General features: G+C 56.1%; 13 protein-coding genes and 2 pseudogenes. 5 read left to right on the top strand and 10 right to left on the bottom strand.

Annotated elements, in window-relative coordinates:
- Both H8K04_20005 and H8K04_20000 read left to right on the top strand, forming a co-directional pair.
- On the top strand, window positions 1-1,059 hold the full coding sequence (locus H8K04_20005) for a ParB/RepB/Spo0J family partition protein (GenBank protein ID UVT18219.1): 1,059 nt from the start codon (window positions 1-3) through the stop codon (window positions 1,057-1,059).
- A 649-nt stretch (window positions 1,060-1,708) separates the two neighbouring features.
- On the top strand, window positions 1,709-2,896 hold the full coding sequence (locus H8K04_20000) for a replication initiator protein A (protein ID UVT18218.1): 1,188 nt from the start codon (window positions 1,709-1,711) through the stop codon (window positions 2,894-2,896).
- Window positions 2,897-2,985: 89 nt separating this feature from the next.
- Here H8K04_20000 and H8K04_19995 read toward each other — a convergent pair whose 3' ends face one another.
- Window positions 2,986-3,804, bottom strand: a complete 819-nt coding sequence (locus H8K04_19995) for an autoinducer binding domain-containing protein (protein ID UVT18217.1) — start codon at window positions 3,802-3,804, stop codon at window positions 2,986-2,988.
- Between the two features lie 372 nt (window positions 3,805-4,176).
- Between H8K04_19995 and H8K04_19990 the strand changes: the two are divergent.
- A pseudogene (locus H8K04_19990) lies at window positions 4,177-4,467 on the top strand (DDE-type integrase/transposase/recombinase).
- Window positions 4,468-4,474: 7 nt separating this feature from the next.
- Here the strand turns inward: H8K04_19990 and H8K04_19985 are convergent.
- Window positions 4,475-5,851, bottom strand: a complete 1,377-nt coding sequence (locus H8K04_19985; GenBank protein ID UVT18303.1) for an IS30 family transposase — start codon at window positions 5,849-5,851, stop codon at window positions 4,475-4,477.
- A gap of 65 nt (window positions 5,852-5,916) precedes the next feature.
- Here H8K04_19985 and H8K04_19980 point away from each other — a divergent pair.
- A pseudogene (locus H8K04_19980) lies at window positions 5,917-6,195 on the top strand (IS3 family transposase).
- A gap of 867 nt (window positions 6,196-7,062) precedes the next feature.
- Window positions 7,063-7,410: a DUF72 domain-containing protein gene (locus H8K04_19975; GenBank protein UVT18302.1), complete on the top strand. Its 348-nt coding sequence runs from the start codon at window positions 7,063-7,065 to the stop codon at window positions 7,408-7,410.
- A 220-nt stretch (window positions 7,411-7,630) separates the two neighbouring features.
- On the opposite strand, the gene H8K04_19970 is transcribed toward H8K04_19975, so the two are convergent.
- The 8 genes from H8K04_19970 to H8K04_19935 form a co-directional block, all read right to left on the bottom strand.
- Window positions 7,631-8,590, bottom strand: coding sequence for a VTT domain-containing protein (locus H8K04_19970; GenBank protein ID UVT18216.1), 960 nt, complete (start codon window positions 8,588-8,590; stop codon window positions 7,631-7,633).
- A gap of 65 nt (window positions 8,591-8,655) precedes the next feature.
- Complete coding sequence (locus H8K04_19965) at window positions 8,656-9,270, bottom strand: membrane integrity-associated transporter subunit PqiC (GenBank protein ID UVT18215.1); 615 nt, start codon at window positions 9,268-9,270, stop codon at window positions 8,656-8,658.
- A complete protein-coding gene (locus tag H8K04_19960) occupies window positions 9,267-10,880 on the bottom strand; it encodes an MCE family protein (GenBank protein UVT18301.1) in 1,614 nt (537 codons plus the stop codon). The genes H8K04_19965 and H8K04_19960 overlap by 4 nt, the downstream gene beginning before the upstream one ends.
- Before the next feature lie 19 nt (window positions 10,881-10,899).
- Window positions 10,900-11,538, bottom strand: coding sequence for a paraquat-inducible protein A (locus H8K04_19955; protein UVT18214.1), 639 nt, complete (start codon window positions 11,536-11,538; stop codon window positions 10,900-10,902).
- Window positions 11,535-12,158: a paraquat-inducible protein A gene (locus H8K04_19950; GenBank protein UVT18213.1), complete on the bottom strand. Its 624-nt coding sequence runs from the start codon at window positions 12,156-12,158 to the stop codon at window positions 11,535-11,537. The genes H8K04_19955 and H8K04_19950 overlap by 4 nt, the downstream gene beginning before the upstream one ends.
- A gap of 163 nt (window positions 12,159-12,321) precedes the next feature.
- Window positions 12,322-13,437: a c-type cytochrome gene (locus H8K04_19945; protein ID UVT18212.1), complete on the bottom strand. Its 1,116-nt coding sequence runs from the start codon at window positions 13,435-13,437 to the stop codon at window positions 12,322-12,324.
- A gap of 58 nt (window positions 13,438-13,495) precedes the next feature.
- Window positions 13,496-14,713, bottom strand: a complete 1,218-nt coding sequence (locus H8K04_19940; protein UVT18211.1) for a hypothetical protein — start codon at window positions 14,711-14,713, stop codon at window positions 13,496-13,498.
- An 84-nt stretch (window positions 14,714-14,797) separates the two neighbouring features.
- Window positions 14,798-15,367 carry a cytochrome P460 family protein gene (locus H8K04_19935; protein ID UVT18300.1) on the bottom strand — a complete coding sequence of 190 codons (570 nt, stop codon included), beginning with the start codon at window positions 15,365-15,367 and terminating at the stop codon, window positions 14,798-14,800.
- Window positions 15,368-15,502: the final 135 nt, after the last annotated feature.

Here is a 15,502-nt window from a genome sequence, read left to right as displayed (position 1 = left end):
ATGACGCACCCAAAGAAAGAGACGAAAACAAAGAAACCCTCGCCACATTTGGCCGAGCTTGAACAGGGATTTGATCGTCAAGCCCGGCGTTTTTCAACCTGGGATATGTTGGGAGTGCCTCCTCAGGATCCGGGGACCGCTGGGCCTCCGGCTTCAGCGGTAGAAGACTCCGGCACGAAGGACGTGGAGCGGCGCGCGGTAGTTGCGGAATCGTTAGGGATTGCGCCGGCGCCGGTCCCAGCTGAGAGCGCCCTGCCCGGCCGGGTTGCCGAGCAGGTCTATGAGATTCCGCTCGATCGGTTGGTCCCGAGTCCGGATCAGCCTCGACAGGTCGTTGATCCAGAAGCGGATCAAGAGTTGTTGGAGTCCATTCGCCAGCATGGGGTGTTGAATCCCATTCAAGTACGTCAGGTGGGGGAGAAATTTGAAGTGATTGCTGGGGAACGGCGGTGGCGCGCAACGCAGTTGTTGGGCCATGGAACGATACCGGCGCTGGTGCGGGAGACGTCAACCGGTCAAGCGGCGGCGCAGGCGTTGATTGACAATCTGGTTCGGAAGGACTTGTCTCCTCTCGAAGAAGCGCGCGCCTTTCAGGCGCTGCTTCAGCGCCACGGCTATCAGCAGATTCAACTAGCGGAGAAAGTCGGCTGTCATAAGACCCGGATCTCGCGGGCATTGAGTTTGCTCAAACTTCCGCCCCCTGTCCTCGACATTCTGTTTGCTCCCGGCAGTGATATGACCTCGCGTCATGCGGAGGCCTTGCTGCCGTTGATGGATCAGCCGGCAAAGATGGAGCGGATTGCCCGGCAGGCCGTGAAAGACCGCTGGGCGAGTGAGAAAATACGGCAAGAGGTTCACCGCCGGCCGCGGTTTAATCAAGGGGCACAATGTATCCGGGTGACGCTGCGCGGGGAGAATGGCAGTAAAGGGGTGGTGGCTGCGATTCGCTGGTCCCCGAATCAACAAGATAAGGTGGAGAGTGTCCGGGATGGGATTCAGCAAATTCTGGAGGTTCTGGATCGGTTTGGGCGTGTGGCTGACGCGGGTAGCCATGAATAGACCATGGTAGATCTGTGACGGTGGTAGAAAGTTTCAATCAATTCCCGTGGTGGAAAGGTTTCAATGAATTCCCGTTGTATCTCGGCTACCCCTCTTCTGTATCTCACAAGATACATCGTGGAATTTTCATCGAATTTTCTTCTCTAGGGAGTGGGAGGGCAGGTCCCACCCCTGGTAATGGTAGAGCCAGAGGAGGTTATCCACAGGGCCATGGGAATTCATTGAAGGTTGGACGGGAAGCTGGTGAATGAGGCGGGAAGTCATTGAAGGTTTTTCCGGTTTGATCGGGAAGTCATTGAAGATCTGAACGGGAAGGGATTGAAGGGACGGGAAGTCATTGAACTTCACGGATGTAGAGTGAACATCTTGAAATTAGGCCTTTTCTGCTCGGTCAATCGAGGATGAAGTTGTCCCTTTCTACGTTATGAATAACGAAAGAGAAGAAAGAACGTTACGCGCTATGGACGCTGAGTCGCAAAAGTCTCTGACAGAGAATGCGCGCGAAATACTCTCCTACGGGAGACTCGTCCCTTCATTTGGACACGCAACCTCTCAGTATCTCTTGCGGGAACGGATTCTGGGATCGCTGCATTTCTGGTCCGCGAATACGTCCTCTCGCCGTTCTCAAAAATCGGTCCATGAAAAGGAAATGGTTCGGTATCTCTGGCGGGATGGGACGATTCGCAAAATGACCTTGGTCGCGTATGCGTCGGGAGACTTAGGCTTTCCCACCGCCGTGGATTTTGAGTTGTTCTTGGGGTTAGAGGGTCTGCTGTTAGATCGGATCAAGAAGTCCCGTACGTTAGATCCGGTGGTTCGATTTCAGGGGCACGAGGTCCTGGAGCGGGCGGGGAAGGAAAAAGGGGGGCGGGAATATCAGGAACTGAATCGGTGTTTGATGCGGCTTGCTGGCTTGATGATCGGCGTGGGATCGGGCAAGACACGGAAAACCGGCGAGGTTTCGATGAAGTCCCCTCGGTCGTCCTTTATGAGAATTCTTCGGAACGTCACCTTGCCCGGGACCGCGACGGGGAAGGGACTGCTCCTCGACGGCTATGAGATACATTTGGATGATTGGTACTGCGAGAGTCTGTTGGCGGGGAATTGTTTTGTGGTCGATCATCACCTGCTTCAAGATGTGAAGGGCCATATCACGAAGGTCTTGCATCAGTTGCTGTCGCATCTCTTTTATCTGGGCGGTGGATCCGCGATGCAAAGTTATTCGGAGTTGGTGGAGGGGTTTGAGCTGACTCGATATACCGCGATTTCCCAAGTCCGTCAGCAATTGGGGCCGGCGCATGAGGAATTGATGGCCCGTCAGTTTCTGAGTTCATGGGATCTCGTGCCAGTCCAGGGGAGCAAGCCTCGGGAATATATGTTGATGTGGGAAGCCGGACCGGCGTGGCGGGAGGCGGAGCAGCAACTAGAGGAACGGCGGGCCTATTATGGCGTCGGGGATGATCGGCCAGCGATGAAAATGCTCGAAGATACGAGCGATCCGATGGTGTTGATCGCCGATTCGCAGATTGAGAACCGGAGCGCGGAGGAGACGGCGGCCTCGGCCGCCAAACTGTTAGACTTGATCTTGGAGTTTTCGGGACGTCGCAAAGATCCGCATATCTGGGTGAAAACCTGGCAACGTGCGATCAATTCGGTGCCACATGTCATGATTTGGCGACGGTTCCATGAGGTCAAGGAGCGTGTCGCCCGTGGCGAGCGGATCAACCCAGGCAGTTATCTCTATGACCTCGTGAAACGTGATGCGGCCACGTTGAAAGTGCCCTGGGCCGTAGCGGCGGTGGATCGGAGTGGCTCCGAACCGAAATCTGAGGGTTAGCGCACGCTCGTGCCAGGCTGGGGAACATAGAAGGAAAGGGCTGGGCTCGTCTCGGCGGACGCGTCAGGGTCGACATCGATGACGGAGTGTTAGACACTGTCTTTCTTCTGAACGTGTTGCGCGGCGGTGAATGAGGGCCCATGAGAGGCGTAGTAATTCTCGATGGCCTGAGCCCTGGTCTTGGCGCGCAGTTTGATCAGCAAGCGTTCAACATGAAAGCGGACGGTGCGTTCGCTAATGCCGAGCCTGGTCGCAATCGCTCGTGTTTCATGTCCCGCCTTGATCCCTTCCAATACTTCCCGTTCGCGCGCTGAGAGTTGAGGGCGGTTGAGGAGAGGCGGACAGATGCGCAGTAACGCGGCGGCAAGTTCGCTATTGATATAGTCGATCACGTCGCAATAGCGCAGATTATCCTTGTGCAATCCGCCAGCGTAGGCGATGAATGCACCGGTCTGGTGTCGCCGATCAATCCTGCCTCCAATCGCGCCCGCCGTAATGTCATAGGCTCGGGCTTCTTCCATTACTTCTTCGGTTTTGGGCCCCATCCGTTTGCGGATGGTATGTTCCCACGCAAACGTCTGTTGGGTGCTCGACCAGCGTTGCATGACCGGATCATAGCGGTGGTATCCCTGCTGCTGATAGGTCGTGAGCCACGCGGTGGGATAGGAGACATTGATGATGTGAAAGGGTGCATGGTCATGGGGGGTGGCCATGGCGGGAAGTGAGAGGGTGGCCGCCACGATTTTGTTACAGGGGAGGAGCGTCTGCTTGAGTTGCAGGATATGTCGAATGTCCTGTTCCGTCTGGGCATGGAAGAGGTGGTGCATGATCTCGAGGATCTGGGTCATCTCACGCGCGGAGAAATCGCGAAACACGTGCAGGGGGAATGGGTGATGTGGATCAGCCATGTGCAAAGCCGCTCCTGGGGCTGATTTGCCGACTGTAGGGGGTGTGGAGGCAATCTGATATTCTTCACAAGAAGGGTGTTCCCCCCCATCGAGGCTACTTGTTCTTGGCGTGCCGCTGAGCGAGTTGCTCTTCTGTCACGTCCTGTAGGTCGAAAGGGGAGGGCACGCGTGGTGGGTAGAAATATGAGGGGTAGATGGTGCTCCTACTCAAACAGCGTGACCTCTTTAGTTGTTTACCAAGGAACGTGTTCAGATGCCAGCCTCCGGGCTCGCGCGGTGCGGGGCCTGCCGCAGGCGATGGGCTATGGCTGTGCAGGGAGAGGAGGCAGGCCGCTGGTGTCTGTCGGCATGGGGGGTGTGGCGGGAGGGGCACCCTCGGATACTGGCGTGCGGTCAACAAACGCCGTCGCGCCCAATGTGCTCGACCGGACATTTACGGCCGCGTCGGCCAACCGCAAATGGGTCGCTGACTTCACCTATCTCTGGACCGCCGAAGGCTGGCTCTACGTCGCGGCGGTGGTGGATCTCTTCTCACGACGGGTCGTCGGCTGGTCGATGCAGGCGACGATGACCACGCAACTGGTCACCGATGCTCTGGTGATGGCGATCTGGCGGCGAGGCAAGCCCGAGGCGGTGTTGCATCACTCTGATCGAGGCAGTCAGGGCGAATTCAACCGGTCGACGCAACACTGGGTTGTCCGGCGAATTGTAGGTACTTGTTTAGGGCTTCGGCTGGTGTCTTCCAACCAAGCGTCTTCCGCGGTCTGGTGTTGAGCGTGTGGGCTACGGCCTGGATTTCTTGGTCACTCCAACGAGACAGGTCGGTGCCCTTGGGGAAGTATTGGCGCAGAAGTCCGTTCGTGTTCTCGTTTGTGCCGCGCTGCCATGGACTATGAGGATCAGTAAAGAAGACCTTCACTCCTGCCTCAACGGTAAACCGGGCGTGATCGGATAGTTCTTTGCCACGATCCCAAGTCAATGATTGCCACAGCTGGGCAGGCAGGGTTGTCACCGTTCTCTTGAGCGCATTGGCCATGGTGATGGCTCCGTAGCCAGCCAGCGCGGGGCCGTTCTTCGTGCGGGGGATCAGCCCATAGCCCTTCTCGCGAGGCAGGTGAACCAGCATGGTGAAGCGGCTTGATCGCTCCACCAGCGTCCCAATCGCAGACCGGTTCAGGCCGATGATTAGGTCCCCCTCCCAATGCCCGGGCACGGCGCGGTCTTGTGCCTCTGCAGGACGGCTGGAGATCATGACCTCCTCGCTGACGTGCGCCCACGCCTTGGCCTGTGCTCTGGCCCGTGGCACGCGCAACGCCCGCCCAGTACGAAGGCAGCTCACCAACTCGCGTTTGAGAGCGCCTCTGCCTTGAATGTACAACGCCTGGTAAATGGCTTCGTGAGAGATTCGCATTGATTCATCGTTCGGGAAGTCGATCTGCAGCCGGCGGGCAATCTGCTCTGGCGACCAGCCAGTGACCCATTGGCGGTCGCCGCGATGAGGCGTGTTCCGCCCCTTGAACGGTGCCGGTCGAGGGCCAGCCATCTCACGTCCAGCCACGTCACGGATCTTGCCTTCCAGGCGGTCTTGCACATAGTGGCGCAGTTGCGGGTGAATCACAAGCTTTGCCGGCTTCGGCCTTCTGGCCACCATCTCTGCCTTCCACTGCGCGACCGACGCCCGATACTCGAGTTGGCCACCACGAGTGGCCACGTTGCGTGTCAGCTCGCGCGAGACCGTTGAGGGGGAGCGCCCAATACGGTGAGCGATCTCCCGCACGCTGACGCCTTGAGCCCGCAGCAGCCCGATCTCTTCGCGCTCCGCGAACGACAAATACCGCCCGAACACCGGTTTCGCCATGAACAATGGCATGCCGCCACGATGGCGGAACCAGCGCGTTCCCACCGCCGGAGACACACCAATCATCTCGGCAGCTTCCTCGCTCGTAATCCCAGTCGCGACCTCCAGCCAAAATCGCCGCTCCATCTCATTGCGATGCGACGGGGCACCCGGTGAGCGCCTCGCGCCTCGCCCCGTCAACGTTTGCATCCATCCCGCGGGTCGCCCCATAACCACCTCCTCAATCAAAGGTGTTGCGTCGACCGGTTGAATTCGCCCAGTACACCAGCGAACCGTTTCAACGGCTCCTGGCGGACCAGGGCCTCTCGTGTAGCATGAGCCGCTCCGGCAACTGTTGGGACAACGCGGCAGTAGAGAGCTTCTTCTCCTCGCTGAAGACCGAGCGCACGGCGCGAACCACGTACCGGACCCGAGACCAGGCAAAAGCCGACGTGTTCGATTATATTGAGCGCTTCTATAATCCCCGACGGCGGCATTCCACATTGGGGTATCTCAGTCCGATGGAGTTCGAACGGCAAGCTGAAAGAGCGTAGGGTGGTGTCAACGAAACCGGCAGCAGCTCAACCATTAATGCTTGGAATGGTATCGCTACCTACTAGGACCCACGTTGCGTATTGATCGGCCCGACGTTCAATAAGGTCGCTGTCTTGAATCTCTTCTTCGTCAACAACTGGCTGACCAGGAGCACAATCACCAGCGGCTATATGACCCGTTTCGTGCGACACAACAAATGCTAGCCGCCCTGGCTCATCATGCTTGTGGCCAAGCAATATGATGGGCCGGCCCTCAATGATTCCGGCTAGGCCTTGGAAACTGGGAGTTGGAAGCAAGTCAAGCGAGATGAAAGGAATTCCCCGACGCCAGAGATCTCCTGCGACATCTTTCAAAGTTATCGACGGGCCTGTGTGCTGGATCGAGTTCCGCCAGGCGAGGCCGTCAGCAGGAGGAGTAGTTGCAGCAGTGGGGACATTGTGTCGTAGACTTCGAACGGTTGCTGCAGCTATCCGCATAGCGGCGTGAATTGCAGGACCGAGCCTATCACGATCAATGTCTTTTACACGTCTTAGCTGAGCTTCAGGATAAGGTGGAGATGCTAATCTAGTGCTCGGGTTTTTGATCTCTGTCAAAGACTGACCAAGGAAGCGCGCAATCCGAATTTCAATATCCTGAAGAAGCTTTGGATCTTCACGGCAGGTGTCGTCCCACCAATCAGGCAAGATTGCGGAGCGAAGAAAGTCATTCGGGAAACCTGCCTTGGTGAACCGGCTAGACAGATTCTTGAATGTATGCCTCGTCAGAGGATGGCTCCGTTTAAGCTTTTCTTCTCTCAAGCAGATTGAGGCTAAGGGGTAGTAAGCTGGAGCGGTCAACTCCCCAAGGACTTTCGGTATGCGGTTGAAATTCGCAATGCGGGCTTGCTGGGTCCTGACTATCGCAAGGTCTTAGAGCATCACGGCATCGCCCATGTCTACAACCATTGGTCTTACATGCCGTCGTTACCGGAGCAGCATCAACGGATGGAGGATTGCTTCACGGCGCCCTTCACGGTTCTGCGCCTCCTGACCCCACTCAAGATGTCGTATGAAGCAGCGAAGAAACGTGCGGAGCCGTATACGAAGATCGTGGAAGAGCTGCCAGAGATGCGGCGAGACACCGTGGAACTCGTGAAGAAGGCGGTGGGAGAGAAGCGAAAGGCTTATGTCTTGGTGAATAACCGCAGCGAAGGGAATGCGCCCTTGACGATTTAAGCTTTGATGAATGCATTGCAGGTAGGCCCGCCTTGACCACCTTCACCCGTTCCGAGGCTCACACGGAACGGTGCCAGTTCTTTCCATAAACAGCGTTGGCACATCAGGAGACTTAAACCCATATCTACGGTACAGTTCATGAGCGTCTCGAGTAGCAAGGAGCCAGCACCGCCACGCCGACGTTCATCTTGTCGGCTCCGACCAATGCGTCTGCTGTTAATCAGGATTGCTGTTGCGGGACTGTCTGACACGTGACTGATTCCGTTGGGAACCGTCGGTCTCGCCATGCATCAAGTCCTCCTTCAAGAGGGCGAACACGGTGGACTCCTTGTTTCTTCAATTTCAACGCCGTGCGAGCGCTAGAAATGTCGTTGGGACAGTTACAGTAGAGCACAATTTCTTGGTTCTTCGGCAATTCATCTTGGCGATGCTCGATCTCCTCAAACAGTAAATGGATGGCTCCAGGAATGGCTTCTGGATCCGTTTCGCGCGATAGGGGATTTCTTACATCAACAATAACCACTTGGTGCCCGCCATCCATCATGTTCTTCAATTCGTCGACTGAAATCTTGGCCATCTGGTGTTCTCGTAAGACCTGTTGCCTGCGATAAAACTTATAGGCTACAAAGGTGGCGACACCAATCAGCGCGATGACGAGAATCCATCCGCCGACCTGGTCGAAGACGGCCATGACGGATTCCAGCTGATTGCTAAACAAGGCACCGACACCCTCGGATAGGAGGATCAATAGGAGAGCCCCGCCCGTATCGTAGAAGAGGAATACCGGAAGTGTCATGCCGGTGATGCCGGCCAATGGAGGCGCGATCGTGCTCAAGCCGGGGACGAATTTTGCGATTAGCAGGGTGCTTTTCCCGTGCCGGCGGAACATATCCTCTGAACTTCGCACACAGGAGTCAGGTTCAAGGGAGATTTTACAGAGAAGCCCAAGGACTCGGCCTCCCTTCACGCGCCCTAAGTAATACCAGCAGAGGTCGGGAAGAACAGCGGCGACGAGGGGAGCCAGCACTGCCACGCCGACGTTCATCTTGTCGGCTCCGACCAATGCGCCTGCTGTTACTAAGAGAGGGAGTGCGGGAAGAGGAAGACCAGCCTGCTCTAGAAATACAACAGCGAAGAGCACCCACGCTCCGTAGTCCACCAAAAACTGTAACGTGTTCATATTCTATTCCTATACACCATGCATATGAGCATGAGATTTTTTCTCTTATATCCATACCGTGGATATCAACGAGGCGAGGCAGCGACCCCACCCCCTCGAATGGTCGAGGCAATGTCCTGACTGACGGTCATCAATGCACGACTATGAGCGGCGACCAGGGCGTCGTAGCTCTCGTCAGACACCGTTTCTTGTACATGCGCGCTATCGGTCCGCTGCGTTCCATCCGTCCATTGTACCGTCCAGATGGCGTCGATCGTTGCGGTTTTTCCCAGGATCGATTCGAAACGCTGAACATCAACCGACACCCTCACCTCGGCGCGCTCGACCCCACGCTGGGGATAGGAAGAAATCGACCGGGTGCCCAGGAGATAGGCAAGATTATCGGCCAGGACACGCGCGATTTCTGCCTTAAGCGGTCCAGCCCAGCGATGTGTCTCGGCGAGGACCACACGATGCTCACTTGTGCGCAACACGAGCTGCGGGCGATCGACCATGTCCGGCAGCGTAATTGGTCTCAGGCCGATCGACAGCGCGAACGCCTCAGGCTGGGGACCTCCACGGTCTCGGACAGTGTGACTGTTGAGGATGTAGTGGTTGAGGGTGACAGGCGGTGCGCAGCCAACCGTCAACACGAGACCTGCGAGTCCGACAATGGCGAGCCTGGCCAGGCAGCTGATCATGGTCTCTCCTCTGTTCTCCCACGAATGAGGGATTCGGGGTGGCGTTCGAGAAATTCCGCCAGCTCGTGAAGGGATTGAGATGCTCGTCCCAGCTGACGCAACGCGTCACGAGCATCTTGCTGAAGGGGCGCATCGGTCGCCAGAAGATGTTCTGCGGCGAGCAGCGTGCGCCGCAACTCTTGCAATGCCTCCTCAGCCTTCGGCGCCACCTGTTTGTCCAGCTGCTGCGCCAACGCATCCGTACTCCGCAACATTGTCTGCAGGGAGCCGAGGGTTTTACGAAGATCCGTCATGAGCTCATCCACCGGCAGCCGCTCTAATTTCTGTGCAAAGTGGGACAAGTTATGCTGGAGGCTCGCAAGACTACTCGGAATCGTCGGCAGCTCGGGAGGAACTTTTCCCCAGTTGACCGAGGCTTTGGTTGCATCATGAAAAAAGTCGAGTGCCACGAAAAGCTGTCCGGTGAGGAGACTGCCCGTCGTCAGTTGTGCCCGTAGCCCACGAGCGACGAGCGCATCGATCTCCTGCCTCGTGGGGGCCTCCGCGTGGGCCCCCCTCATGTCATCGGGTTGGACATGCCGCGCCAATTGATCGGGGTAGAGCGCGAGCTCGACAGGAAACCGATAGGTTCTGGCCTTGTCGTCGTAGTCCATTTCGATGTTTGTCACTTCACCGACCGGGAGGCCATGGAGTTCCACCGGAGCCCCAAGGGTCAGTCCTCGCAAGGATTCCGTAAAATACACTGTGAATCTGAGCGTACCCTGATCTGGTCGTTTCATCGCCATGTCCCGGTCTGGGTACATCACAAAATTTGTGTTTTCAGCAGCCTGCGGCGTCACCGAGGCATTCGGCGGGGTCTCAAAGGCAATTCCACCGACCAAGATCGAGATGAGGGATTGTGTACGCATCTTCAGTCCGGCAGAGTCAACGGTCACGTCCACGCCACTCGCGTTCCAGAACCTCGTGTTCGTGGTGACGTATCGATCATGGGGCGCGGCGACAAAGATTCGTGTCACCACAGCGGTTCCATCCGTATCGAGCTCAGCGGACAACACCTTTCCTACGGGCACTCGGTGAAAGTAGATGGGGGTACCGGTATCGAGCGAGCCTTGGCCAGTTCCTCGTAAGACAAATTGCCTGCCCGCGACATCTCCAGTGATAATTGGAGGGACCTCAAGCCCTTCAAATTCCCTCCTAGACGCTTGAGATCTCCCCACATCCAGACCAATGTACGATCCGGAGAACAGCGTGCCGAGCTCTGTCACCTGTCCCCCGGTCACCCGTGTGCGGACGACCCAGAATCTCGTGTCCTCAACGAGATGCATGGAAAAGTTGTTGACCATGTTCGCGGTGACAATGACGTGGGAGAGATCTTCGCTGATGGTAATTGTTCTCACTTCTCCGACGTCGACGTTCTTGTACTTGATCTTCGTCTTACCAGGTTCCAAGCCCTCCGCAGCTCTGAAGGTGATGGTGATCGTCGGTCCCTGTTCGAGGACGGCTTTGATTGCAATCCAGCCGCCGATCAGGATGGAGATGATCGGCACCAGCCACACAAAATGAAGCGACCACCGCCCCTTCGGCGCGGCCACGGCACTTGCCACTTTCAACAGTTCGTCTGTATGTCTGTCATTCACGGGTGCGAAGGTCCTTCTGAGTCGGATCCCAGATGAGTCGAGGATCAAAAGCCATGGCGGAGAGCATGCTGAGCACCACCACGCCACCAAAGTAGACGGCCCCGATGCGAGGGGTCACTGTTGCGAGCGGATGAAATTGCACCAGCGCTGCCAGAATTGCGACGACATACACATCCAGCATGGACCAGCGCCCGATCAGTTCCACGATGCGGTAGAGTTTCGTCCGTTCGAGGGGGCGCCAGGCAGATTGGTAATGGGATGTGGCCACGAGGAGCGTCAGCGCCAGGAGTTTCAAAACAGGAACCACGATGCTGGCAATGAAGACGACGAGGGCCAGCGGCCATGATCCAGAATGCCACAGATAGACGATTCCACTGACAATCGTGTTGTCCTCTTTCCCCAACACGGAGTGCGTTTCCATAATCGGGAGTATATTGGCCGGGATGTAGAGAATATAGGCGGCGAGCAGATAGGCGAATGACCGTTCGATGCTGCTCGTCTTTCGAAAACGGAGCAGACTGCCGCATCGACGGCAAGACGATGCGCCCTCTTGAGCTGGTCTGGAAACAAGACCGCAAGTGTGACAGGCGTACAGCCCGAGTGCTTTTGCCGTGCTCGGTGACGATGTCATTGCGAGGAGACCTCTTCCCACAGATGCCGAAGATTAAACGACCCGCTTGCCGCAACCAACAAGACCATCATCCCCCCCAATGCCCACAGGGCCACGCCGGTTACAATGTCAGCCATGTGCGCCAGTTTGACGAGAGCCACGAGTACCCCCATGAAAAATATTTCGACCATGCTCCATGGTCGTATTAGAGTCAGCAATCGTAGTAGCCTGGGGACCCAGGTTGATGCTGGCCGGATTCGCAATGAAAGCAACACCGATAACATGGCCGCTAACTCGAAGACAGGCAGGATCATGGTGGTAGCTGCGATGAGCACCGAGAAGATGTGCTGGTCCTGACTCCAGAGTTGTTGCACCGCCGTGTACAGGCTCGAAGAGGTTACATTCCCCTGTATCTCCAGCTCCATGATCGGAGACGTGATACCGATGAGAAACATCACGACGGCACCAATCGAGAAGGCGAGCGCCCGGTCAAGACTGCCGGGCGTATACCGATACAGAGGACCGTCACATCGTCGGCAGAGCGCCCACCCACCGGCGGGAAGGGCGATCGGGCGTTGGAGGAGGTCGCACTCGTCGCAGGCGATCAGGTCCGTCGTCGGCTGGTGTTCTGCACGTCTCATCAATGAAGCCCTCGCCCATGTCTGGTACCCCTCGACCAGCCGTTGTAGTGATACGGGTCCCGGCCAAAAGAAAAACAACGTACGGTACAATCGCCTGCCACAGACATCTGAAACACCTTTAACTTCCGCGGACCTGTAATGCGAATGCTGGGAAAGCAACTCGTTACTTCGGGAACACACGGGGTGCAACCGCCTGCTGCCATCCTTCGCCAGACAGATTGTTGAGAAAGGCTTCTAAGTCTTCTCGTTCGTCGTCACTCAGAAACAGAGGTCGCATAATGGGATCCTGATGCGGGTTGCTCACCCCTCCGTGATTGTAAAAGTTCACCACTTCTCTGAGTGTCTTGAATCGACCATCGTGCATGTAGGGAGCAGTCTGAGCGACCTCTCGCAGCGTCGGTGTCTTGAACGCGCCGATATCTTCCGGCTGACGGGTCACGGAATAGCGGCCGAGATCGACGTGAGAGGACTCCCAACCCACTCCGAGATTGTGGTATTGCTCGTCGGTATAGTTGGGGCCAGCGTGGCATCGCACACAGCCGCCCTTGCCTCGAAACACGAGGAACCCGCGTTGTGCGGCGGCAGGGAGGGCGGTCGCATCCCCCCGATAATCGAATCGGTCTACGGGACTGTTACCGGAGAGGATGGTCCATTGGAAATGGGTCAGGGCGGTCGCAATGCCATCCTCGGTCACATCCGTGCCGAATGCCTCGCGAAACAGACGGCGGTAGCCTGGAATTGACCTGATCATGGAGAGGAGGTCGCGCTGAGAGAGCCCGTGTTCAACCGGACTGAGAAAAGGCTCAAGTGTCTGTTCTGGAAGCGTGTGCGCTCGTCCATCCCAAAAGAATGACCGACCGTACAGGCGATTCACAATGGTGGGGGCATTCCGATGGCCACGCTGGCCTTTGATGCCGGTTGGAACAGCGTTCCTATCGGTAAACGCGCGAGAGGGCAGATGACACGAACTACAGGCGATCGTGCCATCTCCTGAGAGTCGCTTGTCGAAAAACAGAAACCGGCCGAGTTCAACGGACTGTTGGATGGGACGACTCTCAATTAGGAGAAAGTCATTCGGATCGCCCAATCCGAGGAGATGGGGAATTTCTTTGTCTGTTGCGCGAAGAGGATCGAGCGCCATCACGTCCGCGCTGAGCAGGAACAACCCACAACCAATGAAAGCCCTCGTGAGTGCAAGCACGAAGGACAGGGGGCGCCCTGAAGGGTTTGGTACGAGTCGTCGGATGTCCATGAGCATCGAGAACGCGTTCTGAATCATTGTTCATCTAGACCGAAGATAATTTGTGACTCGAGCGTTCGGTAGACATATCGCCCCGTCATTTCTGAATGGTAATCGCTGGAGTTGGGACTTTGCCCAAATCCGTGACAGTCATCTGAAAGAGATGGGATAGCACGGCGAAGGATTCTTGATTCCAATTGGACTCCGTCCTCTGTTCGACCGGGTACCTTTTTATCGAATAATACTTCCCCTCAAAGTAGACGGCGAATTCGATCTCGCCAGGCTTACTAGCCGATTCGACAATTTCCAGCGTGTGTGTTGGATTGCGCACGAGTGTAATGGTTCTTGGATCAGGCGTAACGGCAAATTCGCGGTCCTCCTCGAAATTCCGGCCGACAAATCCAACGATGGCATTGATGCTTCTCAGAAGTAACGTGCCATGAAGCGGATAATCACCACCAGGAAAACCAGGCCGAATATCGACCAATACCTGGCTTTCAGGATATTGGAGCGCCTCCAAATGTAATTGCCTCCGTTCCTCGTTTGACAGGCGCTTGGAGTCGTAGTTGGAGATCAGCAGCCGTCCGATCGTTGGACGCCACACAGTATGCGTGCCGGTCTCGACATTGACCTCCCAACGATACCCTTTCTCTGTCGCCTCGACGATCTCACGGGGGTTCGGGGGACGAACGTACATAGTTTGAGTGTCGTTGAATAGCAAAGGTTCTACATAGAGTTGTCTGCTCTTCTCGAGGCTAGCTAAATGCAGCACCCGACGGCGAAATTCGATGAAGCCATCTCCTTCCGAGGGGCGGTTAATCAATAAGCGCCTCCCATCGCCTTCGTCGATCGAGAACCCCCTAGCCATCAAACGCAACAGCATGTTGAGCTCGTAGCCTTGGTGCGCCAAAGATTTCAATGTATTTTCATTGAGCGGTTGAAGGATGCGCCTAGTAAAGTCCTCACCCGTGATGGGGATAATGGTGATCGTAGGATTTTCCGCGACACTCACGCCATATTCGAGTCCGAGTGGGTATTTCGATGGATCGACGGCATGCCCAATTCCTCCCCGAATCCCTGCGTCTGTTCGAAAATCGAACGTCGCGGCAACACTCGACACCGCCGTGAAATGCACCGGCCGATGGTATCGTGCACGTGCGATATTGAGCAGCAATAGATCTGCTTCGACGTAACTGACGGTCCGGTCATATTCAAGCACGGCGCGATGGGTTGCGAGAGGAGAAAGACATCCGCTAATGCCAAAAACAAATGCTAGGCAGAAACACGGCGGCACGAGTTTGATTGGCAATCTCATAGGCGCGCTTTAAGAAAATGACAGAATTGGCGGAGCTGGATAACCGATGACTTATAGTCATCGGTTACCAGATCAAGCAGATTGTTACTTTTTCATGGGATTAGCCGCGCGCAGTACTGGGTAATACTGCGAGAACACAAAGTCCACGGCATTCGTCTCATGGCATTTATTGCACTCGTCGATTTTGTTCGGCTTTGACACGTCTTTCAGTGGGTACGAATGGCCGAAGCTGTAGAAGCCCCAGTTACCGGGATCTTTCGAGTGGAGCTTGGAATCCTTAACGGAAACTTCAAGTCCAATAAATTCCCCTTGGAAATACCCTGCACCGCTGGCCGCTTCTTTTGCACCAACGCTGACCAATTCTTTCACGATCGCGGTGCCGTCTCGATATTTACCGTTCTTTTCGTAGTACGCAAAACCCTCTGGATCCATGTAGACGTTATGAAACTCAGGGAAATTGGCCTTCCCATCGTTCATATCGTTCGGAGTCAGAGGAGTTCCAATGTACACCCAATGCCGGAAGGCAGAAAATGGCGGCCTTTTCATTTTGCCCTCAGGGGTGTACTCAATCGCACCAGGTATTGTGGACGGGGGAGCGCCGGGGGGAGCACCAGCTGTTGCAGAGCTGAGGCTGCCGACGGTTGACCACAGCATTCCTCCAAGCGCAACACTTGCTGCTAAGACGATACGTACAGTTCGAGTACCACTTGTTTTGTGCATAGAACCTCCCTAAAATTAGACGATGAATATAACGTGCCGTTACATGTACATGTTCGTCGGGCAAAGAAC

The organism is Nitrospira sp. (genome assembly GCA_024760525.1).
Lineage (GTDB): Bacteria > Nitrospirota > Nitrospiria > Nitrospirales > Nitrospiraceae > Nitrospira_D.
This window is presented reverse-complemented; position numbering and strand designations above follow the sequence as displayed.

Coding starts and splice junctions, on each gene's coding strand:
- H8K04_19955 (UVT18214.1), bottom strand. CDS start 11,538: ATGACATCGTCACCGAGCACGGCAAAAGCACTCGGGCTGTACGCCTGT.
- H8K04_20005 (UVT18219.1), top strand. CDS start 1: ATGACGCACCCAAAGAAAGAGACGAAAACAAAGAAACCCTCGCCACAT.
- H8K04_19950 (UVT18213.1), bottom strand. CDS start 12,158: ATGAGACGTGCAGAACACCAGCCGACGACGGACCTGATCGCCTGCGAC.
- H8K04_19965 (UVT18215.1), bottom strand. CDS start 9,270: ATGATCAGCTGCCTGGCCAGGCTCGCCATTGTCGGACTCGCAGGTCTC.
- H8K04_19985 (UVT18303.1), bottom strand. CDS start 5,851: ATGCAAACGTTGACGGGGCGAGGCGCGAGGCGCTCACCGGGTGCCCCG.
- H8K04_19995 (UVT18217.1), bottom strand. CDS start 3,804: ATGGCTGATCCACATCACCCATTCCCCCTGCACGTGTTTCGCGATTTC.
- H8K04_20000 (UVT18218.1), top strand. CDS start 1,709: ATGGTTCGGTATCTCTGGCGGGATGGGACGATTCGCAAAATGACCTTG.
- H8K04_19935 (UVT18300.1), bottom strand. CDS start 15,367: ATGCTGTGGTCAACCGTCGGCAGCCTCAGCTCTGCAACAGCTGGTGCT.
- H8K04_19940 (UVT18211.1), bottom strand. CDS start 14,713: ATGAGATTGCCAATCAAACTCGTGCCGCCGTGTTTCTGCCTAGCATTT.
- H8K04_19970 (UVT18216.1), bottom strand. CDS start 8,590: ATGAACACGTTACAGTTTTTGGTGGACTACGGAGCGTGGGTGCTCTTC.
- H8K04_19945 (UVT18212.1), bottom strand. CDS start 13,437: ATGATTCAGAACGCGTTCTCGATGCTCATGGACATCCGACGACTCGTA.